At 64.3% G+C, this 26,020-nt stretch carries 19 protein-coding genes and 1 pseudogene; 7 read left to right on the forward strand and 13 right to left on the reverse strand.

Annotated features, from left to right (window positions below):
* Positions 1–86 precede the first annotated feature (86 nt).
* The 4 genes from AC1AUD_RS02360 (at position 87) to AC1AUD_RS02375 (ending at position 7,654) form a co-directional block, all read left to right on the forward strand.
* Positions 87–749: a class I SAM-dependent methyltransferase gene (locus tag AC1AUD_RS02360; protein WP_476571677.1), complete on the forward strand. Its 663-nt coding sequence runs from the start codon at positions 87–89 to the stop codon at positions 747–749.
* A gap of 9 nt (positions 750–758) precedes the next feature.
* Positions 759–4,895 carry a DUF3418 domain-containing protein gene (locus tag AC1AUD_RS02365; RefSeq protein WP_476571678.1) on the forward strand — a complete coding sequence of 1,379 codons (4,137 nt, stop codon included), beginning with the start codon at positions 759–761 and terminating at the stop codon, positions 4,893–4,895.
* 42 nt (positions 4,896–4,937) lie between these two features.
* A complete protein-coding gene (locus AC1AUD_RS02370) occupies positions 4,938–6,566 on the forward strand; it encodes a DUF5067 domain-containing protein (RefSeq protein ID WP_476571679.1) in 1,629 nt (542 codons plus the stop codon).
* A gap of 239 nt (positions 6,567–6,805) precedes the next feature.
* Positions 6,806–7,654, forward strand: a complete 849-nt coding sequence (locus AC1AUD_RS02375) for a hemagglutinin (RefSeq protein ID WP_476571773.1) — start codon at positions 6,806–6,808, stop codon at positions 7,652–7,654.
* 183 nt (positions 7,655–7,837) lie between these two features.
* Here AC1AUD_RS02375 and AC1AUD_RS02380 read toward each other — a convergent pair whose 3' ends face one another.
* Both AC1AUD_RS02380 and glnA read right to left on the reverse strand, forming a co-directional pair.
* On the reverse strand, positions 7,838–9,025 hold the full coding sequence (locus tag AC1AUD_RS02380) for an MFS transporter (RefSeq protein ID WP_476571775.1): 1,188 nt from the start codon (positions 9,023–9,025) through the stop codon (positions 7,838–7,840).
* Between the two features lie 175 nt (positions 9,026–9,200).
* Positions 9,201–10,538, reverse strand: a complete 1,338-nt coding sequence (gene glnA, locus AC1AUD_RS02385) for a type I glutamate--ammonia ligase (protein ID WP_476571681.1) — start codon at positions 10,536–10,538, stop codon at positions 9,201–9,203.
* Positions 10,539–10,613: 75 nt separating this feature from the next.
* Here glnA and AC1AUD_RS02390 point away from each other — a divergent pair, with 75 nt between their 5' ends.
* Positions 10,614–12,059 (forward strand): DUF2252 domain-containing protein, encoded by a 1,446-nt coding sequence (locus tag AC1AUD_RS02390; RefSeq protein WP_476571683.1) that lies wholly within the window; start codon positions 10,614–10,616, stop codon positions 12,057–12,059.
* 189 nt (positions 12,060–12,248) lie between these two features.
* Here the strand turns inward: AC1AUD_RS02390 and priA are convergent, their stop codons facing one another.
* From priA to AC1AUD_RS02435, 9 genes and pseudogenes are all read right to left on the reverse strand, one after another.
* A complete protein-coding gene (priA, locus tag AC1AUD_RS02395) occupies positions 12,249–12,974 on the reverse strand; it encodes a bifunctional 1-(5-phosphoribosyl)-5-((5-phosphoribosylamino)methylideneamino)imidazole-4-carboxamide isomerase/phosphoribosylanthranilate isomerase PriA (protein WP_476571685.1) in 726 nt (241 codons plus the stop codon).
* Positions 12,975–13,016: 42 nt separating this feature from the next.
* Positions 13,017–13,664, reverse strand: coding sequence for an imidazole glycerol phosphate synthase subunit HisH (gene hisH / locus AC1AUD_RS02400; protein ID WP_476571687.1), 648 nt, complete (start codon positions 13,662–13,664; stop codon positions 13,017–13,019).
* 126 nt (positions 13,665–13,790) lie between these two features.
* Positions 13,791–14,561, reverse strand: coding sequence for a hypothetical protein (locus AC1AUD_RS02405; protein WP_476571689.1), 771 nt, complete (start codon positions 14,559–14,561; stop codon positions 13,791–13,793).
* The gene (hisB, locus tag AC1AUD_RS02410) at positions 14,561–15,160 is read right to left on the reverse strand and encodes an imidazoleglycerol-phosphate dehydratase HisB (RefSeq protein WP_476571691.1); all 600 of its coding nucleotides are present in this window, start codon (positions 15,158–15,160) and stop codon (positions 14,561–14,563) included. Before hisB ends, AC1AUD_RS02405 begins: the two co-directional genes overlap by 1 nt.
* Before the next feature lie 95 nt (positions 15,161–15,255).
* Entirely contained in the window at positions 15,256–16,575 is a 1,320-nt protein-coding gene (locus tag AC1AUD_RS02415) for an ATP-binding protein (protein WP_476571693.1), read from the reverse strand.
* A gap of 242 nt (positions 16,576–16,817) precedes the next feature.
* The gene (locus AC1AUD_RS02420; protein ID WP_476571695.1) at positions 16,818–17,987 is read right to left on the reverse strand and encodes a histidinol-phosphate transaminase; all 1,170 of its coding nucleotides are present in this window, start codon (positions 17,985–17,987) and stop codon (positions 16,818–16,820) included.
* A 146-nt stretch (positions 17,988–18,133) separates the two neighbouring features.
* Positions 18,134–19,531 carry a histidinol dehydrogenase gene (gene hisD / locus AC1AUD_RS02425; RefSeq protein ID WP_476571697.1) on the reverse strand — a complete coding sequence of 466 codons (1,398 nt, stop codon included), beginning with the start codon at positions 19,529–19,531 and terminating at the stop codon, positions 18,134–18,136.
* A 606-nt stretch (positions 19,532–20,137) separates the two neighbouring features.
* Positions 20,138–20,515 (reverse strand): annotated as a pseudogene (locus tag AC1AUD_RS02430) (DUF4186 domain-containing protein); the annotation flags it as partial.
* Positions 20,516–20,677: 162 nt separating this feature from the next.
* On the reverse strand, positions 20,678–21,562 hold the full coding sequence (locus tag AC1AUD_RS02435) for an aldo/keto reductase (protein WP_476571699.1): 885 nt from the start codon (positions 21,560–21,562) through the stop codon (positions 20,678–20,680).
* 330 nt (positions 21,563–21,892) lie between these two features.
* On the opposite strand from AC1AUD_RS02435, the gene AC1AUD_RS02440 reads away from it, so the two are divergent.
* Both AC1AUD_RS02440 and AC1AUD_RS02445 read left to right on the forward strand, forming a co-directional pair.
* Positions 21,893–22,225 (forward strand): hypothetical protein, encoded by a 333-nt coding sequence (locus tag AC1AUD_RS02440; RefSeq protein WP_476571701.1) that lies wholly within the window; start codon positions 21,893–21,895, stop codon positions 22,223–22,225.
* A complete protein-coding gene (locus tag AC1AUD_RS02445) occupies positions 22,222–22,536 on the forward strand; it encodes a hypothetical protein (RefSeq protein ID WP_476571703.1) in 315 nt (104 codons plus the stop codon). The genes AC1AUD_RS02440 and AC1AUD_RS02445 overlap by 4 nt, the downstream gene beginning before the upstream one ends.
* A gap of 65 nt (positions 22,537–22,601) precedes the next feature.
* Here the strand turns inward: AC1AUD_RS02445 and AC1AUD_RS02450 are convergent, their stop codons facing one another.
* Together AC1AUD_RS02450 and AC1AUD_RS02455 are read right to left on the reverse strand one after the other, a co-directional pair.
* Positions 22,602–24,314: a peptide ABC transporter substrate-binding protein gene (locus AC1AUD_RS02450; RefSeq protein ID WP_476571705.1), complete on the reverse strand. Its 1,713-nt coding sequence runs from the start codon at positions 24,312–24,314 to the stop codon at positions 22,602–22,604.
* Between the two features lie 316 nt (positions 24,315–24,630).
* The gene (locus AC1AUD_RS02455) at positions 24,631–25,983 is read right to left on the reverse strand and encodes an ABC transporter substrate-binding protein (RefSeq protein ID WP_476571707.1); all 1,353 of its coding nucleotides are present in this window, start codon (positions 25,981–25,983) and stop codon (positions 24,631–24,633) included.
* Positions 25,984–26,020 lie beyond the last annotated feature (37 nt).

A 26,020-nucleotide genomic window follows, 5' to 3' on the forward strand; every position in this document is an offset into this window, starting at 1 on the left:
GAACCGACGCCCTATATCCGGCCTTTATTATCATCGTGTGAGAAGACATGACGCCCCGTCGGGGAAGGCATAGGGAAGGCAGGCATATGACCGACCAGTATTTCGCAGCGACGCCTTCGTCGCGGGATGTGCGGCGCGAACTGACGGTGACGCTGCGCGGGCATGAGTGCGCGGTGGAGGTGTCGAACGGGGTGTTCTCCGGCTCGCGGCTGGATCTTGGCACCTCGGTGCTGCTGCGCCGCGCGCCCGAGGCGCCGGAACGCGGCCGTTTCCTTGATCTGGGCTGCGGATGGGGGCCGGTGGCGCTGTCGATGGCGCTCGAATCGCCCGAGGCCGAGGTGTGGGCGGTGGATGTCAACGAACGCGCGGTGGAGCTCACGGCCGCCAATGCGCGGCGCAACGGCTGCGCGAACGTGCATGTGGTGCTGACCGACGAGACGGGCACGCCGCTGGCCGAACAGCCTTCCTCCGAGGCCCTACCATGCGAACAGCCCGACGCCGACGCGACCTTCGACCTGATCTGGTCCAATCCCCCGATCCGCGTGGGCAAAGAGACGCTGCACACGCTGCTGATGACCTGGCTGCCGCGCCTGACCCCGGGCACGGGCGCTGCCTATCTGGTGGTGCAGAAGAACCTCGGCGCCGACTCCCTGATCCCTTGGCTGGCGGAACAGCTCGGCGAGGGATATGAGGTCGGCAAATACGCCAGCTCCAAGGGCTTCCGTATCATTGAAGTTTTGCATGAATAAAGGGAGAGCATGAGATTCGACTACCCATCCGAGCTGCCGGTCAGCGCGGCGCGCGACGACATCGCCGAGGCCGTGCGCGGCCATCAGGTCGTCATCGTCTCCGGCCAGACCGGCTCGGGCAAGACCACGCAGATTCCGAAGATCCTGCTCGAACTGGGCCGCGGCACGCACGGCCATCAGATCGTGCACACACAGCCCCGCCGCATCGCCGCGCGCACCGTGGCCGAGCGCATCGCCTCCGAGATGGGTGTGCGCCTCGGCGACGAAATCGGCTATCAGGTGCGCTTCACCGACGAAAGCTCGCCGAAGACCCGTCTGCGCGTCGTCACCGACGGCATCCTGCTGGCGCAGATCCAGCGCGATCCGCAGCTCAACCAATACGACACCATCGTCATCGACGAGGCGCATGAGCGCAGCCTCAACATCGACTTCCTGCTCGGATATCTGACGGCGCTGCTCCCCCGCCGCCGCGATCTGAAGCTCGTCATCACCTCCGCCACCATCGATTCGGTGAAGTTCCAGGAGCATTTCGAACACGCGCTGAACGCCAAGGTGCCGGTGATCGAGGTGTCGGGACGCACCTATCCGGTCGAGGTCGTCTACGAACCGCTCGGCACCGCGCCCGCGCTGATGCGCGAGGTGCCAGGATTCGCCGTGGGCGCACGGCCCGGCGACGAGGGATACGAGGAGCTGGCCGGCGCGATCGCCGGCGAGGAGCATTCCGGGCGCGGCGGACGCAACGCGCAGTATGCCGAGGATATGATCGGCGATATGCCGACGGCCGTGGCGCGCGCCTGCGCCGAACTGGTCATCCATTCGAGCCATGAGCGCGGCCCCCGCGATATCCTCGTCTTCGCCTCCGGCGAACGCGACATCCATGATTTCGAGAACGCCCTGCGCCACCATTACGGCCCGCGCGCCGCGGATATGCGCCGCCCGGACGCGATCGAAATCGTGCCGCTCTACGCCCGCTTGTCGTCCGCCGACCAGCACAAGGTCTTCGAAGCGCACACCCACCAACGCATCGTCATCGCCACGAATGTGGCCGAGACCTCGCTGACCGTGCCCGGCATCCGCTATGTCGTCGACCCGGGCACGGCCCGTATCTCGCGGTATTCGAAAACCGCGAAGGTGCAGCGGCTGCCGATCGAGCCGATTTCGCAGGCGAGCGCCGACCAGCGCTCGGGCCGATGCGGACGCGTGGCCGACGGCATCGCGATCCGCCTGTATTCGCGCGAGGATTACGAGACGCGCCCCCGTTTCACCGAGCCGGAGATCCTGCGCACCTCGCTGGGCGCGGTGGTGCTGCATATGCTGTCGGTGGGCGTGGCGCGCACGGCCGAGGATGTGACCGGCTTCGGCTTCATCGACCCGCCCGATATGAAGGCCGTTTCCGACGGTTTCAACGAGCTGACCGAGCTCAAGGCGATCGGCCGCAAGCGCGGCGAGGTGACGCTGACGCATATCGGCCGGCAGCTGGCCCGCATCCCGATCGACGTGCGCCTGGGGCGCATGGTCGTCGAGGCGGCGCGTTCGACGACGCCCGACACGTTGGCGGCGGTGCTGGTCATCGTCGCGTTCCTGAGCCTGCAGGACCCGCGCGAACGCCCCGAGGAGGCGCGCGAGGAGGCCGACCGCCTGCACAACCGCTACGCCGACCAGTCCTCCGACTTCCTGACGGCGCTCAATATCTGGGACCGCGTGTTCCAGGCCGACGGCGACCCGAGCAACAACGCGCTGCGCCGCATCTGCAAAACCGAGTATTTCAGCTGGCTGAGGATGCGCCAGTGGAAGGATCTGGTCGCGCAGCTGAGGCAGATGTGCAAGGAGCTCAAGTTCAAGGTCGGCGAGCCCCACCCGATCTCCCGCCCGCCGCTGGAGATCCGTCAGCTGCCGCTGGCCCAGCAAGCCGCGCACGCGCTGGTGTGCTCGTGGGACGCCGAGGGCATCCATCGCTCGATGCTGGCGGGCCTGCTGTCGATGATGGGCATGCAGGTGGTGCGCGAGCCGAAGGCCTCGGATTACGCCAATCTCAAGGGCGCGGCGCGGGCGCGGGCCCTGAAGCGCGCGCAGAAGATGGCGAAGAACGACTATCAGGGCGCGCGCGGCACGCATTTCGCGCTGTTCCCTGCCTCCGCCGTTGCCAAGGCGACGCCCTCGTGGGTGATGTCGACCGAGTTGGTGGAGACCTCGCGCCTGTGGGCCCGCTATTCGGCCGTCATCGACCCGGCGTGGGCCGAGCCGCTGGCCGGCACCCTCACCCGCACCACCTATGGCGAGCCGCATTGGTCCGGTTCGCGCGGCTCGGCGGTCGCCGAATCGAAGGTGCTGCTCTACGGTCTGCCGATCGTGCAGGGGCGCACGGTGCAGTGGGGGCGCATCAACCCGATGCAGGCGCGCGATCTGCTGATCCGTCAGGGCTTGGTCGAGGGCGATATCCAGCGCGGCTTCGCGCACGATGAGTTCGTGGCGCGTAACCGCGACGTGCTCGAGGAGGCCGCCGAGGATGCGAGCCGCACCCGCAGCCTGGTCGGCACCGTGAACGACGAGGATCTGTATGACTTCTACCAGTCCGTGATTCCGGCGGACGTGACCTCGGTGGCCGACTTGGCGAAGTGGTGGAAGGACGAGCATGTCGCCTCGCCGGCGTTGCTCGACTTCGACCCGAGCAAGGTGGAGCGTCTGGCGGAGAACGACGCGGTGAGTCTCGAGGATTACCCCGACCACTGGCATACGCTCGGCACCGACGGCTCGCCGATCGACCTCAAGCTGAGCTATGTCTACGATCCGCATGATCCTGCCGACGGCGTCACCGTGCATGTGCCGTTGAAGGTGCTTTCCCGCCTGACGCCCGAGCAGTTCACGTGGAATGTGCCGGGTCTGCTCGACGAGCTGCTGCTCGGGCTGATCAAATCGTTGCCGAAGGCGCTGCGCGTGCAGTTCGTGCCCGCGCCCGACGCGGCTCGCGCCATCCGCAACTGGATTGACGAGCATTATCCGGTTTTGCCGGGCTCGGGCGAACGAAGCAAACCGAATCTGCCTCCAGTTGCGGACGACGGGGCTGCGACCGCCTACCCCGATCTGCCGCACGCCTTCACGCAGGCGGCCATCGCCACGGTCGGCGCGCAGATCCATCCCGAGGTGCTTTCCGGCGACCTATGGGAACGGCTCACCGGATATCTCAAGGTCACGTTCTCGGTGGAGCAGCAGCTGCCCACGCCGCAAGGCCGGCATCGCGGACGCCGCGGCGGGCGTGGCCCGGTCAAGGTGGTCGGCACCGGCAAGGATCTGAAAGCCTTGCAGCGGCGCTTCGCCGAGCAGGCCGAGGCTTCCGCACGCCAGATGGTCAAGCGTCAGGCCGCCAAGGCCGGCGACGCGGGCAAGCTCGTCGAACAGGCGAATCTGCTGCATCGCGCCGGCGCCACCACCGAGTCGCGCGCCACGATGCTCTGGCGCGGCGCCCTTGATGCGCTGCGGCTCGACGATGGGCGCATCTCCTCGCGCTGGCTTGGCGGCGAGGCCCTGATGCTCGCCTCCGCCCCATACGCCTCCACAAAAGCGCTGGTCGAGGACCTGCAGCTGGCCGCGGTCAAGCGTTTGCTGCCCGAGGTCGACACACTGCCCGACGACGCGGCGCTGGCCGACGCGGTGCTTGATGTGCGCGAGATCTACGAGGACACCGTCTATGCGGTCGCCCACGATGTCATCGCCATACTCAAACGCTACGCCGAGGTCGACAAAGCCACGTCCGGCAAAGCCGATCTGCCGATGCTGTCGGTGTTGCAGTCGATCCGCGAGCACATCGCCACGCTGGTCTTCGAAGGTTTCATCGGCGCCGCGCCGCCGCGCTCCCTGCGGCATATCGAGCGCTATCTGCATGCCGACGAGCTGCGTCTCGCCAAGGCGAAAACCGACAAGAACCGCGATGTGCGCTGGGCCTGGGAGGCCGACGAGGCGCGCAAACTGGTCGAGGCGGCGCAGGCCAAGGCCAAGGCGGAGCCGGCCGGCCCGCGGCACGAGGCGCTGGCCAAGCAGGCCGAGCAGGCCCGGTGGATGCTCGAGGAGTTCTATGTCTCCCTATGGGCACAGGAGCTCGGCACCCCGGCGCCAATCAGCCTCAACCGCATCAAGAAGGCTTTGCGTTAGTCCCCGCCACCGGAAGGCAGACGCAAAGCCAAGGAGTCAGTCATGAGTCGAACCGATCGCCAGCGGGCATACATATCGCCATTCGATGCGGACAACGGACCAGCGTATATCGAGCCAGGCGCCGAGGCCGCGCGTCTGTCGAAGCAGGTGGACGCCGACCAGCAACTGCGCGACCGCGCGGAGCAAAAGGCCCGCCGGCGTGCGGCCCGGGCCCTGAAGCGGCAGAACGCCGCCAAGAACCAGCGGAGTGCCTCCGCACAATCCAAACCACCAACCGGCACCGTCCGCACCGCGTCCCGGAACGGCCAGACCATGCCCCGGCGCGACGCCGCCGGCCCAACGCCCGAACGGTCCGCACAGCCTTCGCAATCTAGCCATCCCGATGGCTGGCAGACTGACAGTACATCCTCCGAAACGCAAAGCAAGACACAGGATCGTCCGTTCTCCTTCCTCGCGCTTCTGGCGATCGTTCTGGCGGCCCTCGCCTATTCGAAGTCCGATGATTTCTTCGGACTCGAGGAAACGGCCGCATTGGCCTGGCCTGCGATCGCACTGGCCATCGTCGCATTCGCGCGTACCTTCACCAAACGCCGCCGCAGAGGACGCATCATGGCGCCGATCGCGGTGGTCATCGCCGTCGCCGCCCTTGTCACGGCGATATCCTCTCAACCCGCGTCCTTCCCCATCACGGGCCAAGACACCTATTATGCCGCCAATGATGCGGCCGGCGATGAGAGAAACGGCTCGCACGAATCCAACGCCGCCGGTGACGACGACCACGAAGCGCAGGCAGTGAGCGAACGCGTCGGCACCGTGAGTTCCTATGGCGGCAAATCGCTTGACATCACCATCGCGGGAGCCTCCCTCGGCGAGCGGGACTCCCTGACCGGCGAACGCACCGTGATCATCACGCTGACGGTCACCAACACCGGCAGCCGCACCTCGATCAACTCGCTTGGAGAGCTCGCGGTGTTCCAGAACGGGCTGGCGCTCGACCACACCTACCTGTATCCCGAATACGGCGACACTGTGCCCCAGGGATACGATCGCAACGCCTTGAGCCGTGACGTCGCCGCCGGCGCGACCGTCACGGCGATGGATGTCTTCCAGCTGCGTGAGGACGCGACGCCGCTGGTGGTGCGCTTTGACAGCTACCGGAAGGCCGGCGTCGTCTCGGCCTTCACCTTTGACGGCATTCCCGCCGACGCTTCGGCCGGCGCATCACTGACGCAGGTGGATTCGAGTTCGCTGCCGACCGCGCCGCAGACCGGTGACACCTCACGCGAAGGCATGACGACCTTTACCGGAGGCTATCCCGCGCGTCCCATCGGCTCGGCGCGCGTCGACTCCATCAAGGCCGGACCGGCGGATTATGAGGGCAATGACACGGTGATCGTCACGCTCACGTGGGTCAATGATTCGGACAAACCAGTCAGGTTGCCGGATCTGGGAGCGCTGCAAGCCAAGCAGGGAAAGACCGAACTGGAAATCGCCTATCTGGACGAAGGCACCGAAGGATATGATGAGCAGTCGCGCAACCGCCTTGTGCTGCCGGGAGTGGAGACCCGCGCGACCTTGGCCTATGTGCTTAAGAAGAAGGGACCCGTGGAGTTCACACTTACGGGATATGACGATGACGCCAACGCAACGCTCAAGGCGCGGATGGAGTAGTGAGCGTGAGCGAACGGAACGGCAAAGCGGGGCAGAATCGGCATGGCCGGCGTGGGCGAGGCGATGCCGGGCCACAGGCCGGTCGTTCCCAGCGTGACCACGCCCGCGGGAATCGAACCGCCGCATGCCCAGGTCATGAAGGTCGTTCCCAGCGCGCCCGTGCCCGCGCCAACGCCAACACCCACACCCACACCAACACCCACACCAACACGCGCGTCAAGCGTCCATCGCCGGCACGCCTGTGCCGCAATATCCGGCGCACCTGGCGCAAGGCCGGGCTGCGCCAACGCACCGTCATGGCCCTGACCGGCGCCGTGGCCGTCATCGTTGTCATGGCACTGGTCATGGGACTCGTGCGCTTCGCGCAATGGCGGAGCGAGGTGCGCGCCGCCGAACGCGCGCAGCTGACCATGCAGGCCGACTATGACTTCAACCCGGGCGACATCATCTCCGATGCCCAGTTCTTCAACGGCTCCGCCATGAGCCAGGCCGAGGTGCAGGCCTTCCTCGAGGAGCAGGGCGGGGCGCTGGCTTCGATGACCTTCGCCACGGAAAACGAGTCGGGTGAAGGCCTGTGCCAGGACTATGCGGGCGCGAAGGGCGAGTCGGCCGCCGCAATCATCGATCAGTCGGCACGCGCCTGCGGCATCAGCCAGAAGGTGCTGCTCACCATGCTGCAGAAGGAGCAGCACTTGGTCACCGCCCCCGCGCCCGACGCCTTCCAGCTCAAGTCGGCGATGGGGCTGAGCTGCCCGGACGACGCGCGCTGTGACCCGGCCTATGCCGGCTTCTTCCGTCAGGTCTATGGCGCGGCGAAGCGCTTCCGCTATTACGAGGCGCATCAGGACCGCTATTCCTACCGCGAGGGGCGGCTCAACTTCGTGCCCTATTCCCCTGACGCGGGCTGCGGCGGCACCGAGGTGTGGATCGACAACAAGGCCACGGCGCTGCTCTACATCTACACGCCATATCAGCCCAACCAGGCTGCGCTTGAGGCCGGCGAAGGCTCGGGAGATGCCTGTTCAAGCTATGGCAACCGCAATTTCGCATTGATCTACGCCGGCTGGTTCGGCGATCCGCGGCGGTAAGACGCTTCTGTTGGTTGTTTTGGCATTCTGTTGGTGGTCACCTGCATGTAGACCGGTATGGGGCCCTTGGAAAATCAAGGGTTTCCATACCGATCTCAGCTCGCAATTACCTACAGAAGCCCAAAACAACCAACAGAATGGCGCAATGCTCCGCCGGAATGACGGGATGATCGATTCCCGAGCTCAATGCTTCATGTCACGGCGCAGCAATGTGACGATACCGGCGGCGAGCAGCGCGAACACCGCGCCGAAGGGGCCGAGCCAGACCAGGCCCAGATGGTCGTTGACCAGACCTCCGACCGCAGAACCCACGGCGATGCCGATGTTGAACGACATCGAGTTGAGCGAAGCGGCGAGGTTCAGGGAACCGGGATGCGACGAGGACGCGACGTCCATGTAGAGCACCTGCGAGGAGGAGTTGAACAGATACATGAGCATGCCGAGCGCCACAAGCAGCACCGCGCCGTAGATCGGCACGATACCCGCCAACGCCAGCGAGCACAGGGCCGCCGTATGCACGAGGAACACCGGGCGCAGGCGAGCCAGCGGCTCCACGCCGCGGCCGCGCTCCGCCAGTTTGCCGCTGCGCAGATTGCTCCACAGACATGCCAGGCCGAAGACCACAAGGCCCACGCTGAGCATCGACGTGGGAACGCCGATCTCATCGCGCATGATCGGAGAGAGGTACGTGTAAAAGACATACGACGAGGCGGCGCCGCACACCACGGCGAGCACGCCCAGCTGGATGCGCCGGTCGAGGAACAAGCGGAATTGGCGGATGAAGCCGACGCGCACGATATGCGAGTTGCGCGGCAGCACGAACGCCATCAGCGCGATCAGCGCCGCCGTAAGCACGAAGACCAGCCAGAACGTGACGCGCCAGCCGAATACATCGGCCACCCACGTGCCCACCGGCACGCCCACCACCGAGGCAATGGAGAAGCCGGAGAACACCCAGGCGATGAACTTGGTGCGATAGTGGTCGGCCGTCACATCCTGCGCGTAGGTCATGGCGATGGCGACCAACGTGCCGGAAACCGCGGCGATAAGCAGCCGGGCGACCAGCAGCACCGGATAATTCGGTGCAAGCGCGCACAGCAGGTTGCCCGCCAGGAAGACGCCCATAAGCAGCATATGCGTGGCGAAGCGCGGGAAACGCGCCGAAAGCGCCGACCCCAGCGGGGTGCAGGGCGCATAGAACAGCGCGAACACGGACACGAGGTTGCCCACGGTCACCTCGGAAACCTTCAGACTCCGGGCCACATCGGGCAGGATGCCGACCATCACGAACTCGCTCATGCCAAGCATGAAGCTGCCGGCGATCAGCACGATCACCGGCAACGTGAAGAAGCGTTCTTTCCCCTGGTTCATCTGATGCACGCCGGATATGATAACGCCCGCCCTGTCCGGCGGGGACAGGGCGGGCGTTGCTCACGAACCGTGGGGCAGAAGCTCACAGCTAAGGCACCGAACCGTCAAACGGGACGTCCAGTGGACGTCCCGTAGGTGAGGCGAGCGGCTTTGCCGCGAGGGTATCTGCCGAAGCTCACAGCTTCGGCAGATACTTCTGCAGCTCGTAGGGCGTGACCTGGCGGTTGTATTCCTCACATTCGTGGCGCTTGTTGCGCAGGAAATACTCGAAGGCGTGCTCGCCCAGCACCTCGGCCACGAAATCGGATTTCTCCATGACCTTCAGGGCGGCGGCCAGCGAGGAGGGCAGCGGTTCGATGCCCATGGCGCGGCGCTCCGCGTCCGTGAGCTCCCACACGTCGTCGCTGGTCGGCTCGCCGAGCGTCATCTGCTTGTCGATGCCGTCGAGGCCGGCGGCCAGCAGCACCGAATAGGCCAGATACGGATTGGCCACAGGGTCGAGCGCACGGAACTCCATGCGCGCCGAATTGCCCTTGCCTGGCTTGTACTGCGGGATGCGCAGCAGGGCGGAGCGGTTGTTGTGACCCCAGCAGATATAGCTGGGTGCCTCGTTGCCGCCCCACAGGCGCTTGTAGGAGTTGACGTACTGGTCGGTCACGGCGCAGATCTCGGCCGCATGCGCGAGGATGCCGGCCGCGAACTGGCGGGCCGTCGCCGACATATTGAACTCCTGGCCGGCCTCATAGAAGGCGTTCGAATCGCCTTCGAACAAGCTCAGATGCGTGTGCATGCCGGAGCCGGGCGCGTCGGCGAGCGGCTTGGGCATGAAGCTGGCGTGGATGCCGCGCTCAAGCGAGATCTCCTTGACCACGGTGCGGAAGGTCATGATGTTGTCGGCCATCGTCAGCGCGTCCGCATAGCGCAGATCGATCTCGTTCTGGCCGGGGCCGCCCTCGTGATGCGAATACTCGACCGAGATGCCCATCTGCTCGAGCATGTTCACGGTGGCGCGGCGGAAATCCATGCCGGGGCTGCGCGGCACGTGATCGAAGTAGCCGCCTTCATCGATCGGCACCGGCACCTGGGACCAATCGTCCTGGTGCTCGAAGAGGTAGAACTCGATCTCCGGGTGCACATAGAAGGTGAAGCCCTTCTCCTTGGCCTTCGCCAGTGTGCGCTTGAGCACGTGACGCGGATCGCCGAGGCTGGGCTCGCCGTCGGGGGTGAGCACGTCGCAGAACATGCGCGCCGTGCCCTGGGGGCCGCCGCGCCACGGCAGGATCTGGAAGGTCGAGGGATCCGGCTTGACGACCATATCGTCCTCGGAGACGCGGGTCATGCCCTCGATGGCCGAGCCGTCGAAGCCAAGTCCCTCCTCGAATGCCGCCTCCAACTCGGCGGGGGCGATCGCCACGGACTTCAAGGTGCCGATCACATCGGTGAACCACAGGCGGATGAAACGGACGTCCCGTTCCTCCACCGTGCGCAGGGCAAACTCTTGCTGCTTATCCATAGTTCCCCATGGTTCCACGTCCGTGTAAGGGACGTGTTAACGTCGCGCGCCTCGATGCCGCGCTATGGTGGGACCATGAGCGAGGAAAGCCACATCACCCCATCCGAACACCCGCCCGTCGATCTGAGCGGCTGGAAGCAGGCGGACTCCCCCGCGGGACGCACGCGCATGGGCCGGGACCGGCGCGAACAGGCGCCGTTCGCCGCGCACGCCGTCTGGCAGGTCAGGCCCGGCCGGCGCGAGGCCATCGCCCTGCTCGAGGAGCAGTCCGTGATCCGTGTGCAGGATCTGATTCCGTTGCGATACAAGCGCATGAGCGCGAATGCCTTCACGTTCTACCGTGGCACGGCGCTGATTATGACCAACGACCTCGCCTCAACGCCGATCACCGGCATCCCCGTGCAATGCGTGGGCGACGCGCATATCGGCAATTTCGGCATGTTCCGCTCCCCCTCGGCCCGTCTGGTATTCGATATCAATGATTTCGACGAAACCGCCACCGGTCCTTGGGAGTGGGATATCAAGCGCTTGGCGGCATCGGTGGAGATCTGCGGGCGTTCCATCGGATTGGACCCGGAGGAGCGCCGCGCCGCCGTGATGCGTTGCGTGCGCTCCTACCGCGAGCACATCAAGTCATATAGCGAGATGGATTATCTCGACGCATGGTATGACCATCTGGACGTCACCGAGTCGCTGGACCGTTACGAGGGCACGCAGTCCGGCACACGCAACCGCACGCTGCGCGCGGCCGCCGCCAAGGCCGTCACCCGCGACAATGACGCGGCCTCGGCCAAGCTCACCCGTTTCGTGGATGGACGGCTGCGCTTCAAGTCGGATCCGCCGGAGCTGGTGCCGATCGACCAGCTGACCGATTATTCGGATCTTCAGGCATTGCAGGGGCGCATCGACGACCTCTATGAGAGCTACCGCAACTCGCTCTATGAGGACCGCCGCCATGTCTTCGACCACTACCAGTATCACGACACGGCCCGCAAGGTCGTGGGCGTCGGCTCGGTGGGCCAGCGCGCCTGGGCCTCGGTGTGGGTGGGCCGCGATATCGAGGACCCGCTGATGCTGCAGATGAAGGAGGCGACGTATTCCGTGCTCGAACACTATTGCGGCGCATCCCCTTATGCGACGCATGGCGAGCGCGTGGTGCAGGGGCAGAAGCTGCTGCAATCCACGGCCGATGTGCTGCTCGGATGGTCGAGTTTTCTGGCCGAGGACGGGCGCAAGCGCGACTACTACGTGCGCCAGTTGTGGAACGGCAAGGGTTCAATCAATCTCGACAAGCTCAACTATCTGGAGCTGTCCGATCTGAGCCGTTTGTGCGCACGCTGCCTGGCGCATGCGCATGCGCGCTCCGGCGATTCGGTCGCCATCGCAGGCTATCTGGGCGACGGGGACGATTTCGATCAGGCGCTCGCCTCGTTCTCCGACTCCTATGCCGACCAGAACGAAGCCGATTACGAGGTGTTCATGGACCTCATCGAGTCGGGCGAGCTGCCCTGCGCGGAGTGAGTGCCCTTTGTCATCCTGAGCGAGCGAAGCGAGTCGAAGGATCTCATCGCCAACCGAGATCCTTCGACTCCGGCCTACGGCCTCCGCTCAGGATGACAGAAAACTTCCGCTCAGGATGCCCAAAGAAGGTCTGCTTCCACCCAGGATGGCAAGAATCTCATTCACTCACTCAGAGCGCCAAGCGCAGGCTCACTTGGCGACGTCGAGCGCTTCCTCGAGCGTGAAGGCGCGGGCGTAGAGCGACTTGCCGAGGATGGCGGAATCGACGCCGAGGCCGGCGAGCTCGCGGATGGCCCTGAGGTCGTCGAGCTTGGAGATGCCGCCGGAGGCCGTGACCTTGGCCTCGGTGCGTTCGGCGACCTCCTTGAGCAGGTCAAGATTCGGACCGGACATCATGCCGTCGCGAGCCACATCGGTGACCACATAACGCGAGCAGCCGGCGTCGTCGAGCATGGCCATCGTCTCGAAGAGGTCGCCGCCTTCGCGGGTCCAGCCGCGGGCTGCAAGCGTGTGCCCGCGCACGTCGAGGCCGACCGCCACCCGGTCGCCGTATTTCGCTATGGCTTTGCGCGTCCATTCGGGGTTCTCCAGCGCCGCGGTGCCGATGTTCACGCGGGCCGCGCCGGCCTCGAGCGCTGCGTCGAGCGAGGCGTCGTCGCGCACGCCGCCGGACATCTCGATGTTGACTTTGTCGCCGAGTTCGCCGACGATGGCGCGCAGCTGGGCGCGGTTGTCGCCCGTGCCGAAGGCCGCGTCGAGGTCGACAAGATGGATCCATTCGGCGCCGGCCTCGACCCAGGTGCGGGCCGCTTCGAGCGGCGAACCGTAGTCGGTCTCCGAGCCGGATTCGCCTTGGCGCAGGCGCACGGCCTTTCCGTCGCGCACATCGACGGCGGGAAGCAGGGTCAGGGACATGGTTCCTCCTTGGTGTCTTTCGTGAAACCTTCTGATTGTGGTTCAGAAGGTCGCAATCCAGTTCTTGAGCAGTTCTGCGCCCGCGTCACCGGACTTCTCCGGATGGAACTGGGTGGCGGCGAGCGGTCCGCGCTCGTAGGCCGCGACGAAACGGCTGCGGCCATACTCGCACCAGCCGATATGCTCGTCCGCGCCGGAAAGGTCGATCTCCATCGCGCTGGTGTCAGCGGGGGCCGCGGCGTGGGCGGCGTAGGAATGAACGAAATAGAAGCGCTCGTGTTCGAGCCCGTGCAGCAGCGATGTGCCGGGCGCCGCATCAAGCGTGTCCCAGCCCATATGCGGCACCACATCGGCGTCCAGCGGGTCAACAGAGCCTTCGATCAGCCCGAGGCCCTTGGTCTCGACGCCATGCTCCCGGCCGATCGAGAACAGCACCTGTTCGCCGACACACACGCCGAGCACGGGGCGGCCGGCACGGATGCGATCGTAGATCACGCGGTCGCCGGCGGCGCGTTTGAGTCCCTCCATGCAGGCGGCGAAGGCGCCCACGCCGGGCACGACGAGTCCGTCGGCCTCGAGCGCCTGACGGTAGTCGGAGGTGAGCGAGGTGTCGACGCCGAGTCGGGCGAGCGCGCGCACCATCGAGCGCACGTTGCCGAAGCCATAGTCGAAGACGACTGCTGTGGTCATGGGTTCTGTCCTTCGTGCTGAATTATGCGGTGTTGGAAAGTTGGATTGCGCGGAGTCAAGACCGTTGGCTCGCGGGCCGTCGCATCGTCAGTCCGCCAAGCCCCAAGGGTCCCGGTCCGCCCGCCGTCATTCGACGCTGGAGCCGCGCGTGGAGCCGCCGCGTCCGAGCCTCGTATGCTTGGCGAGGATCTCCATCGCGGCCTTGTGGTCGAGGCTGGCGGAGTCGACGACGTTCTCCCCCGCCGCCTTGAGCTGGCCGAGGTCGGTGATGCCGAGCAGCAGGTCCTCGACGACGCGCGGCGTGGAGTTGAACAGCAGCGGCGGCGCGAAGGTCTGCCCGGGCTGGCCGTGCATGTAGAGCGTCACGTCGAGCTGGTCGGCGCGGTTGACGGCGAGGATGACGGACATGCCGGAGACCACGGTGGTCAGATCCTTCGCGGAGGCCTCGGGCGAGTCGCCGTCGAGGTTGCGCAGCACTGCCACGGCGCCTTGTTGCGAGCCGAGGCAGTCGGCGGAGATGTCGGACAGCTGGCAGAAGGCGGCGAGCAGTTCGGCCGTGGCGACTCGGGTGACGATCACCGCCGCCTTGGCCTTGTTGCCGAGCAGTCCCTGCAACTCGTCTTCGAAGCCAACGGAGGCGTCGATTTCGGAGGCGTCGTCGGGAATGTCCATATGGATATCGTGGATATCCGGCGATTCCCCGGCCTCGGGTGCGACGGGTGCCGACGGATCGCTCGTATCGTCACCGGTGGCGGTTCCGTCCGACTCCCCCGCGAATTCCTGCTCGAAATCGGCGAGCGCCGCCTCGAGCTCCTCATCGGAGAAATGGGCGTCGTCGGGGTTGAAGCCGCCGTCAGGCGTGCCGTTGACGTTGGTGTTGTTGGTATCGTCCGTCATCACAGCGCGCCCTTCGTGCTGGGGATGCCGTCGACGCGCGGATCGGGTTCGACGGCGAACCGCAGCGCACGAGCGAAGGCCTTGAACTCGGCTTCGGCGATATGGTGCGGGTCGCGGCCGGCGAGGACCTGCAGGTGCAGGCAGATGCCGGCGTGCAAAGCGATCGATTCCATGACATGACGCACGAGGGAACCGGTGAAATGACCGCCCATCATGCAGTATTCATATCCCTCCGGTTCGCCGGAGCACACGACATAAGGACGGCCGGAGATGTCGACGACGGCCTTGGCGAGTGCTTCGTCGAGCGGCACGGTGGCGTCGGCGAAACGGCGGATGCCGCGCTTGTCACCGAGCGCCTGGCGCAGGGCCTCGCCGAAGACGATAGCCGTGTCCTCGACGGTGTGGTGCACGTCGATATCGGTGTCGCCGTGGGCGTGGATCTTGAGGTCGATCAGCGAATGCTTGCCCAGGGCGTTCATCATGTGGTTGTAGAACGGCACGGAGGTATCGATATCGGTTTTGCCTGTGCCGTCGAGGTTGAGTTCCAAATCGATATGCGATTCGCTGGTTTCGCGGACGATGTGTGCGGTGCGTGCCATGGCTCTCCCTTACGTTGGTCTGTCCAAGCATAATGCAGCCATGTGGATATCGCGTCGCGTCGTCCACATGGCTGAATGTTGTGGCGGAGTGCCCGTCAATTCCTATGCAGCTGCCCGATCATATAGATCGGCAGATAATCGACCTTGCCGATTGTCTCCACGTTGGTTTCGGCGAATACCATGCCCTTGGGAATCGCAAAGTTCTCAGTGCTGAGCGTCTTGGTCAAGGCGCTGTGGCGCTTATAGCTTTTCCCGGACTTGATTTCAAGCGGCAGCACTTGCCCTCGCGGATATTCGATGACGAAATCCAATTCCCCGATAGCGTTGTTTTTGTAATAGTAGAGGTCGAACCCGTGAGCCTTGAGCTCCTGGGCGACGACGTTTTCATAGAGCGCTCCGTAATTGATGTCGGTGCGATCATTGAGCAGGTCACGAACCACATCCATGCCGCACATGCAGGTCAGCAACCCCACATCGTTGAGGAAGAGTTTGAATAGCCGTGATTTCATGGACAGCATCAGGGGATACCGGGGTTCGTCCACGTTGTATGAGGGCAAAGCCACGCCGGCGTCCGCCAACCACAGGAATCGGTCTTCCTCGCGCGACAGACGCGCGCCATTGCCAATCTGCGTGATACGGAAGCGTTTGTTCTGCTGATTGAGCTCCGCTGGTATCAAGTCGAAGATTCGACGTATGGAACGCATGTCCGCGAGACTGTCCGCATATTGCGAGACATCCTGGCGGTATCGATCGATGATGGACTGCTGCTGCGCACGGAGTCGCCGCACATCATGCTCCGCGATGAAGTCGTTTACCGCCGCTGGCATGCCTCCGACTATCAGGTATTCATGGAACAGTTTGCCCATCCTCGTGTGGACAGCCTGATTGACCGGCCTTCGGTCATCGAATGCCTCGGATACTTCGTCAAGCGCCTGAGAGGAGACGCCACTAGCCCAGCAGTATTCCTCGAAATCCATCGGATACATGGTGAATGAGTCGAGGAATCCCACCGGCACGGAGCGGATGCTGCGCAACTCGGTGCCCAGCAACGAACCGGAAAGGATGTAATCGTACTGGCCGTACCGTTGCACCAAAAACTTGACCATGGTGATGACATCGGCACAGACTTGAATCTCATCGAGAAAAATCAGCGTTCTGCCCGGAACCAAGTCATCCTGCGCGAATGCGGCTATTGCCATGAACGCATCATCGGCCGTAGCGGCTTTCTGGATGGCGGATGCCGCCTCCGGATTGTCGATGAGGTTCAGCTCGACCATATGCTCGTAATGCGTGCGGCCGAATTCCTCGATCAACGTGGTCTTGCCGACCTGCCTGGCTCCATCAACCAACAAAGCCTGTTGAGCTTTGTTTTGACGCCAGAACTCCAGCCGTTCCAACGCTTTACGCTGTAGCATAATCACTCCTGTACAATTATAGAGCCATATTTAAGGTTCTTCTGTACAATTATAGAGCCATATTTGAGTAGCACTTGGCAGGTTATAGAACCTTCACCGCTTACAGCCAGCAGAAAAATTCTGGGGCAATCCTCCCGCTAAAGCAACACTGATTTGTCTAAAGACGCCTCCCACAGAACAGGAGCCGTTTGCTAAAGAGCATTAGGGGGTGCATCTCGTCGTTGAGACGCACCCCGAATCGCTCACTCGGCGATGGCAAGGACCTCCACAAGCGCCTCGCGGAAGCGGGCCATCTCCTCGTCGGTGCCCATGCAGAAGCGCAGCCAGCCTTCGGGGCCGACAACGCGGATGAGCACGCCGCGCTTCAACAGCTCCTCGAAGATCTGCTCGCGGTTGGCGAAGGATCCGCCGAACAGGAGGAAATTCGACTGCGATTCGGCGACCTCGAGCGGCTTGCCGTGGTATGTCAGCGTGCGCAGCCATGCGGCGGTCGCATTGCGGGTCTCGCGCAGATGCGCGACCTGCGCCAGCTGCTCGTCGGTGTGCTCGAACGCCGCAAGCGCGGTGGCCTGCGTGACGGCGGAGAGATGGTAGGGCATGCGCACGATGCGCACGCAGTCGATGATGCCCTGGCTCGCGGCGAGATAGCCGACGCGCGCGCCGGCGAAGGCGAAGGCCTTGCTCATCGTGCGGCTCACGGCGAGGTTGTCGTGGCTCGCGATGAGCTCGACGGCGGAGGGCACGCCCGGGTCTCGGAATTCGATGTAGGCCTCGTCGATGACGACGATCGGGTGCACATCGGAGCTGACTGCGCCGGCGACCTCGGCACTCTCGCAGACGGCGAGCACGCGCTCGATGTCTTCGAAGGGCAACGGCGTGCCGGTCGGGTTGTTCGGGCTAGTGAGCAGCACCATGGAAGGCTTGACCTCGTGGATCTGATCGATCAGGCGGTCGACGTTCAGCGTGAAGTCGGCGTTGCGATGCGCGAGCGCCCAACCGGTGAAGGTGTCGCGGGCATATTCGGGATACATCGAATACGTCGGGTCGGCGCCGAGCACGGTGCGCCCGGGGCCGCCGAAGGCCTGGAACAGCTGGAGCATGATCTCGTTGGAGCCGTTGGCACCCCAGAGCTGTTCCACGGCCAGGTCCACGCCGGACTCGCGCTTGAGATAGCGGGCGAAGGCCTGGCGCAGCTCGATATGCTCGCGGTCCGGGTAACGGTTGAGGCTCGGCGCGATCTCGAACACGCGCCGAGCGATGGCCTCGCACACCGCCGGATCGGGGGCATACGGGTTCTCGTTGACGTTGAGGCACACCGGCACGTCGAGCTGCGGCGCGCCATAGGGTTCCTCGCCGATCAGATCGTTGCGCAGCGGCAGGCTCGCGGGAATCGCGTTATTATCCGTGGTCATATTCTCTTGATTCCTTTGGTTTCACAGTCATCCTGAACGACGCAAACAGTGCCGCCCAAGCGACACATGCAGCGTCATCCTGGGCGGCAGTCGATTGTCATCCTGAACGAAGTCGAAGGATCTCCCTCCGTCTTCACCTACGCCATTCAGCGCAGCCCGGCCTGCTCCTCCTGCTTGCGCAGCGTCGCCTTGTCATACGGATCGTCGACGAAGCGCGTGAGCACGCACTCGCCGTGCGCCGGCAGATCCTCGGAGACGGCGAAGGCGTTGATGCGGGCGGCGAGCTCCTTCAATCCAGCCTCGTCGTATTCGATGACCTCGACGGGCTTCATGAAGGTGTGCACGCCGAGGCCCGCGGCGAAGCGTGCGGTGCCGCCGGTGGGCAGCACATGGTTCGAGCCGGACATATAGTCGCCCAGCGGCACCGGCGAATACGGCCCGCGGAAGATGGCGCCCGCGTTCTTGATGCGCTTGACGACGGCGTCCGCGTCGGCGGTCTGGATCTCGAGGTGTTCGGCGGCGTAGGCGTTGGCCGCGTCGATGGACTGGTCGAGGCCGTCGGTCAGGACGATGGCGGACTGGGAACCGGACAGGGAAGTATGGACGCGCTCGGCGTGCTCGGTGCGCGGCACGCGGACGTTGAGCTCGGCCTGCACCTTGTCGGCGAGCGCCGGGTCGTCGGTGAAGAGCACGGAGCCGGCGAGCTCATCGTGCTCGGCCTGGCCGATGAGGTCGGCGGCGAGGAACTTCGGGTTGGCGCCGCCGTCGGCGATGATGCCGATCTCAGTGGGGCCGGCGACCGCGTCGATGCCGACGAAGGCGGAGACTAGCGACTTGGCGGTGGCCACGAAGATATTGCCCGGACCGGTGATCTTGTCGACCGGATCGCACAGCACGTCGCCGTCCTGCGGCTCGGAGCCCTTGGCGCCGTAGGCGAACATGGCAATAGCCTGGGCGCCGCCGACCGCGTAGACCTCCTCGACGCCGAGGATGGCGCAGGTGGCGAGGATCGTCTTGTTCGGCAAGCCCTCCGGGTCGCCCTTGGCGGGCGGGGTGGCGATGGCCAGCGATTCGACGCCCGCGGCCTGGGCCGGCACCGCGTTCATGATGACGGAGGACGGATAGACGGCCTTGCCACCGGGCACGTAGAGGCCGACGCGCTGGATCGGAATCCAACGCTCGGCGACACGGGCGCCTTCGGCCAAATCGGTGTGGAAATCGGCCGGCACCTGGGAGGCGGCGACGGCGCGGGCACGGCGCACGGACTCCTCGATGGCGGCGCGCACCTCGGGGTCGAGGGTGTCGAGCGCGGCCGTGATGGCCTCGGCGGGCACGCGCAGATGCTTGGGGGCGACGCCATCGAACTTCGCCTCGAAGTCACGCAGGGCGGCGGCGCCACGTTCCTTAACGTCCTCGAGGATCGGGCGCACCAGATCGGTGGCCTCGGAGGTGCCCATCGCGGCGCGCGGCATGGCCGCCAGCAGCTCGGCACGGGACAGATTCTGACCGCGAAGGTCGATGATTCGCATGATGTTCTCGCTCATGGCTCCCATCGTAGCCCCGCGACGCCACCGGCCGCCCCGCCGCGCCCATATCCGTCCGCTTGGTGGGACGGATAAGTCGAGCCACCACAACTCCCCGCTCGCATAAAAGTGCCCATGGCCCACCCATCGGCATTCAGCATCTGTTCAGAAACATCCAAGCGTTTTCCGTCGCGCTACGATACTTTTATCGCCAAAGCATCCAGCTTGCGCCATCTTCAGCCCTCAAGCTAAAGACGATTCCTTTTCGACTCCCTCGCATAATCCGCATCGATAATGATGCAGACGAACACGGCTCCAATCTAAAAACGTCGCAGTCAAGGACCTGAGATACTTCAAAAACGTCGCAGTCGAAACAGCTGCTGGCGTTAAAGCAGCGCATGATGCACAAATCGACCTTGGCTTTTCTCAGTGACAGCCACGGCATCATGAGCATCCGCCCATGGCCATCAACAGGATGCCATGTCGAATTACCGGCATCTGACATCATCGATAAACAAACAAAAACTAGAAAAGCATCGGCTGCGCGGACTGGGATTGCGACGTTCTATCGTTCGACGCCGCGGCCTTCCCAGCACTGGCATCGGAGCGGCCCGGAGAATCTTGCATGGCGGGATGCCGTTCCAAATCACGGTCGATCCAGGCCATGACGAGGGCGGCGAGTCGGTCGACCTCGGCATCCGTGAGCGCGCGGCCCTTGGGGATGTGGTGCCATTTGGCGATGCAGCCGCGGCAGCAGGTGGCGGTGGCATGCTGGGCGGTGAACACGGGATGGCCGCGCCATGGGGTCTGGCGCCCATCGCGCTCGGGATCGGCGGCACCTACCCGCGCGCGCAGCATCTCGTGCGCGTGGCGGTCGATCACATCCCGCCCCTTGGCCCTGGCGTAGGCACGGTCTTGCCCGTTGAGCGTGAATTTCGCCCGGAACGGGGAGCGGGACAGCCGCTCGAGTGTCGCTATGATCGGTCTCTCCTCACACGGAATGATTCTCAATAAGAAAGTGCGAGCGAAGCAATGTTCCCAAATGAACACATCTCTTCTGCAGATCGCTGGAATATCAGCGATTGACAATATGTTCGATTGTGCGAAAACTTGCGTTTCGCTCACACAAACGGAAACAGGGGCGATTTTGTGCGAGCCCAACAAATTCTAAATATTGCCGCGGAAATGCTGGTCGGCCCAGGACTGGGAGTTGACGTTGGTGGCGGGGTCGCCGCTGACACGCGCGGCCGGGTCATGCAGCGCGTCGATGGCGGCCAGCTCGGCCGGAGTCAGGTCGAAGCCGCCGACGGCGAGATTGGCACGCATACGCTCGACATGCCTGGATTTCGGGATGATGATGCGGCCGGACTGCGTATGCCAGCGCAGCACGACCTGCGCCGGCGTGACGTCATGGGCTTCGGCGGCGGCCAGCACGGGGGCCGCGTCCATATCACCGCCATGCCCAAGCGGCGAATACGCCTCCACGACGATGCCATGCTCGCGGCAGTAAGACAGCACCTCGGGCTGCGAGTAGCGCGGATGCACCTCGATCTGGTTGACCGCCGGCATCTCGCCGGTTTCCTCGAACACGCCGGCCAGGTGCTCGGGCAGGAAATTGCTCACTGCCGGCACGCGCAGCACGCCTTGGTCACGCAGCTCCAGCAGCGCGCGCCAAGTCTCGCGGTAGCGGCCGACGGCCGGGAACGGCCAGTGGATCAGATACATGCCCATCACATCCACGCCGAGCTTGCGGCGGGACTCCTCGAAGGCGATCTGCGTGGGGCCATACCCCTGGTCGCAATTGCGCAGCTTGGTGGCGACAAACACCTGATCCGCCATGCCAGTGGCCCTGAGAGCGTCACCGACCTCCTTCTCGTTGTAATAGGCGGCGGCCGTGTCAATATGGCGGTAACCGATCTCCAACGCCTCCTCCACCGCGCGCTGCGTGTCCTCGGGCGGGATCTGATACGTGCCGAACCCGATCTGCGGCACCACGGTGCGGTTCCCGTCATTCAGCGTCAATTCCGGCGCCTTCAGCGTTTCGTCAGCCATGCGCACGTCCCTCCCTGCAAAATCGCACCACCTTAGTGCCTCGCCATTGTATCCATGCGCCAACAAAGTCCTCCACATTATTCCCACAATGCACACGAACAACCAAAAGCCTGCAGAAAACCGTTGCACCGCAAAGGCTCATGCGCATGCCCTGATTTTGTCCACAACGCAGCAGACATTCACAAATCGGCTTGATGCCAAGGAAACAAGAAGTCAGACCAGCCTCCGTCCACAACACTGGCAACGCGCGATCTTCTATGCAACGCTCGAAGTAAAGCGTCATCCCAACAACACAAGTTCGCAAATAGACTTGACAAAAGGAGTTGCGATATGTCATCCTCGTATCAGAGACAGGATGAGCCAATCATCCTGAAGTCAGCATGCAAGGCTCACGTCGTCGCAGGACGGCATGATCCGCCGGTCGCGGAGGAAGACATCCTCCACGCTTATCTGTTCGGAGAGGACGTCGCCGCCAACACGACGCGGACCCCACCGACCTATATCGTCGTAGGCCCCGGCACCGAGGTGACGCATCTGTATGAGATAGGTTTCTTCGAAGCACCGGACGGACCCTACGCAGGCAGAACACTCATCTGCCACGCCATGACGGCACGGCCAGCATACGAACGACTTTTCTGGAGAATCGCGGAGGAATGGACATGAGCGAAACGAAGGACCGAGCCTCCGATAGAAAGCAGCTCGACATGGATTATTACGAGGCGTTGGGCGCGCGACTCGCGGACGAGATGGAGTCAACCGATGACCCGTTCCCCCCTTCCGCGCATGACGACCCCAATCCCGCACTGCGATTGAGGCGGCTCGCCCTACGCAAACGGGTACTCGAGCAGCGCACGGATGCGCAGATCGCCGAGTCGGTTCGCGAACTGCGCGGCCGAGGAATGTCTTGGAACAAGATCGGCCGCATCCTCGACCTAACCGGGGAGGCGGCCCGCAAGCGCTATCAGGACGCCTAAGACGAAGGATGGGGCGGCAGGAACTCCGGCCGCCCCATCAGCAAACGCCTGCACCCCGAAACCGACTACTTCTCGATCAGGTGATACGCGGGCACACCCATGTAGTTGAACGGGGCGGATGTGACCGCCTTGGAGGTGGCGGCGGTGACGTTCTTGTACCACAGCGGGATCACGGGCAGGTCGCGCAGCAGCACGCGCTCGGCCTGATGATACGCATCGATCGACTGGTCGAGGTCGGTGCTCGCGGCGGCCTTCGCGATGAGCCCGTCGAATTCGCCGCTTTTGTAGTCCCCGTTGTTAAGGCCCTTGCCGTCCGCGTAGGCCGAGCCGTAGCCCTGCACCAGATAACCCTCCGGATGCGGATAGTCGGATTGCAGACCCGACTTGAGCGCGGCGCCGACGCTGCGCTCGTTGACGGCGGTGCTCAGCTCCGCGGAGGTCGGGAACGGATAGGCCTGCGCGTCGATGCCGAGCGCGTTCTTGATGGAGTTGACGGCCGCGTCCACCCACTGCTTGTCGGTGGTGTCAGAGGCATAGGCGATGCGGAACGAACCCTCCCACGGCGCGATGCGGTCGGCCCTCTCCCATAGTTCCTTTGCCTTGGCGGGATCGTAGGCGAGCGCGCCGTCGGCGTCGAGGTCCTTCGCATATCCCTTGATGACGGGAGCGAGGAAGTCGGTGGCCGGGGTCACCGAACCGCGAAAGATATTCGAGGCGATGCGTTCGCGGTCGATGGCATGCGCGATGGCCGCGCGCCGCAGCCGCCCCTCCTCGCCTTGGAAATGCGGCAGGGACTGCGGGATCGTGAATGAGCTGAAACCGGGGCCGGGCTTGGAGACCGGAGCGATGCGCTTCTCGTTCTGATATGTCGCCAACGCCGTGTTCGGAATCGTATCAAGCACGTCGAGATGCCCGGCGAGCAGATCGGCGTAGGCGGCGTCGAGGCTTTGGTAGATCTGGAAGTCGATGCCGGCGTTGCGCGCCTTGCGCGGGCCTTGGTATGCCTTGTTCGGTTCGAGTTTGATGGAACGGCCGTGGTCCCACGACTTGAGCGCGTAGGGCCCGTTGCCCACCGGATGCTCGCCGAAGGACTTGATGTCCTTGATGGCCGTCGAGGGAATCGGCAGATAGGCGATGTCGCCGACCTTGTAGGGGAACGACGAATCGGGCGCGTTGAGCGTGACCTGGAGCGTGTGCTTGTCGACGACCCTGATGCCTTCGAGCTGCGCGTCCTTGTCGCCTTTGGGATCCTGCAGCGCGTCGTAGCCCTTGATCGTGGAAAGCGTGGCGGCGCCGAGCATGCCGTTGGCGGCGTTCGCGGCGAAGGACCATGCCTTGGCGTAGGTGTCGGCCGTGATCTCCTCGCCGTCGGAGAACTTCAGCCCGTCCTTCAAGGTGATCGTGTATTGGGAGGCGTCCTCGTTGGGTTCGATGGATTTCGCGCCGACGTATTTCAGTCCGCCGTCGTTGTCGAAGGTGACGAGTCCGTCGAAGAGCAGGGTGACGACCTTCCATCCGGCCAAGTCGTTGGTGTTGGCGGGCACGAGGCCGGCGGCCGGTTCGGTGTCGTTGACCGTGATGGCCTGGCTGTTCCCGGCGCCAGCTTGGCTCCGGGCATCGGTTTGGCCCGTGGAACCGCCCGTGCAGCCGGCGAGCAGCGCGAGCGCGGCGACGGCCGCGGCCAGCGGGGCGAGCGCCCTGCGGCGGATGAGGTTCCACCGTGAGTTCTGTCGTAGGTCCCGTCGGTTTACAGTGCGCTCGGTCATATCCTCGGCCATATCGATTCCTTCCCCTCGTTCCTTGCGTTGCAGCCAACCTAGCAATTTCGCGTGAACGATGGAAGAACTCTTGGCTCTCAGCGTCATACATATTCGTTATGGCCGGCCATCAGGGCGAGGCAAGGCGCGGAACGCAGGGCGATCCGCACGTCCGCATATCCGTATATCCGAGTGTCACTCCACGCATATTCCGCATATGAAAAGGCGCCGCCCCAGCCGCGGAACGCATATGCGGCTGGGACGGCGCCGGTCTTGATGGGGTTGGTCGGGGCCAACGGCCCCAGCACAGCCCACGGAGGCGCACCGCGCCGAACAATCAGTTGGTCACGGTGAAGCCCTGCCCCTTGCCATAGTCGGTCAGGGCCTTCTGGAAGTTGGCGAGCGCCTGTTCGAGCGTGACCGACTTGCGGTAGGCGGGCCCGAGGTTGTCGCCGTAGATGCTCATGGCGTGCGCGGAGAACGGCATGTAGGAGAAGCCGGCCTCGACCTCGGAGGCGGCCTGGGCGAGCACCTTGTTGTAGGCCTGCCCGCCGAAGTATTCGGTCAAGGCGTCCGAACCCTTGAGGAAGCTGTCGGATTTCAGGGTTTCGAGGTCGGCGGGGAAGGCACCGTTGTCCACGCGCGCGTCGATGCCGGCGCGCTCATGGTTGACGAAGTCGATGTATTTCCATGCGGCGGCCTGCTGCTTGGAGGAGCCGAGGATGGCCAGCGTGGAGCCGCCGGATTCGCCGTTGGACGGCTTGTCGGGATCCCACTGCGGGATCGTGGCGACGCGGAAGTCGCCGGAGGCCGCGGGCGCGCTGGTCAGCAGGTTGGCGCTCATCCACGCGCCGTAGTTGAGCGAGGCGATGGTGCCGTCGCCAAGTCCGCGGTTCCATTCGTCGGACCACGAGTTGATCGTCGTGTCGATCAGATCCTCGTCGATGAGCTTCTGCCAGAAGTCGGCCACGGTTTTGACGGCCGGGTCGGAGGCGAGGGTGATCGAGACGTTCTCGGCGTCCTTGATTTCGTAGGGGCGCCCGCCGGCGGCCCAGATGAGGCCCGCGAGCATGGTGTAGGAGCCTTCGGAACCGGTGTCGGCCGTGATGTAGTGCCCGTCGCCCAAGGCCTTGATCTTCTTGGCGGCCTCGTAATACTCATCCCAGGTCTTCGGCGCCTCGGTGACGCCGGCCTTGTCGAAGACGGCCTTGTTGTAGAACAACGCCATGGGGCCGGAGTCCATCGGCAGGCCGTAGATGCCGCCGTTGATGTTGACCTGGCTCCAGGTGCCGGGCGTGTAGAAGTCGGCGTAGTCCTTGGCGCCCATGTCCTTGAGGTCGGCGAGGGAGCCGCCCAGCGCGAACTGCGGCAGGGCGTGGTATTCGAACTGCGCGACGTCGGGGGCGCCGGAACCGGCGGAGATCGCGTTGTTCAGCGAGGTGATGGTCTCCACGGCGGTGCCGACGTTGGTCAGCTTGACCTTGATGTTGGGATACTTCTTTTCGAAGGCGGCGGTGGCCTGCTTGAGCGTGGGCTCCCAGCCCCACACGCTCAGCTCGACGGGTTCGTCGGCGGTGCCGAGGCTGCCGATGCCTCCCTCGTTCTTCGATCCGCAGGCCGCGGACCCGACCAGCATCGCGGCTCCCGCGGCCAATGCGATCATCGTGCGTGCAGTGTGGCGGAACCTCATCGTTCGTCCTTTCCTTGGCGGGCCCCATGGCCCGTTC

The organism is Bifidobacterium sp. LH_730 (assembly GCF_056355835.1).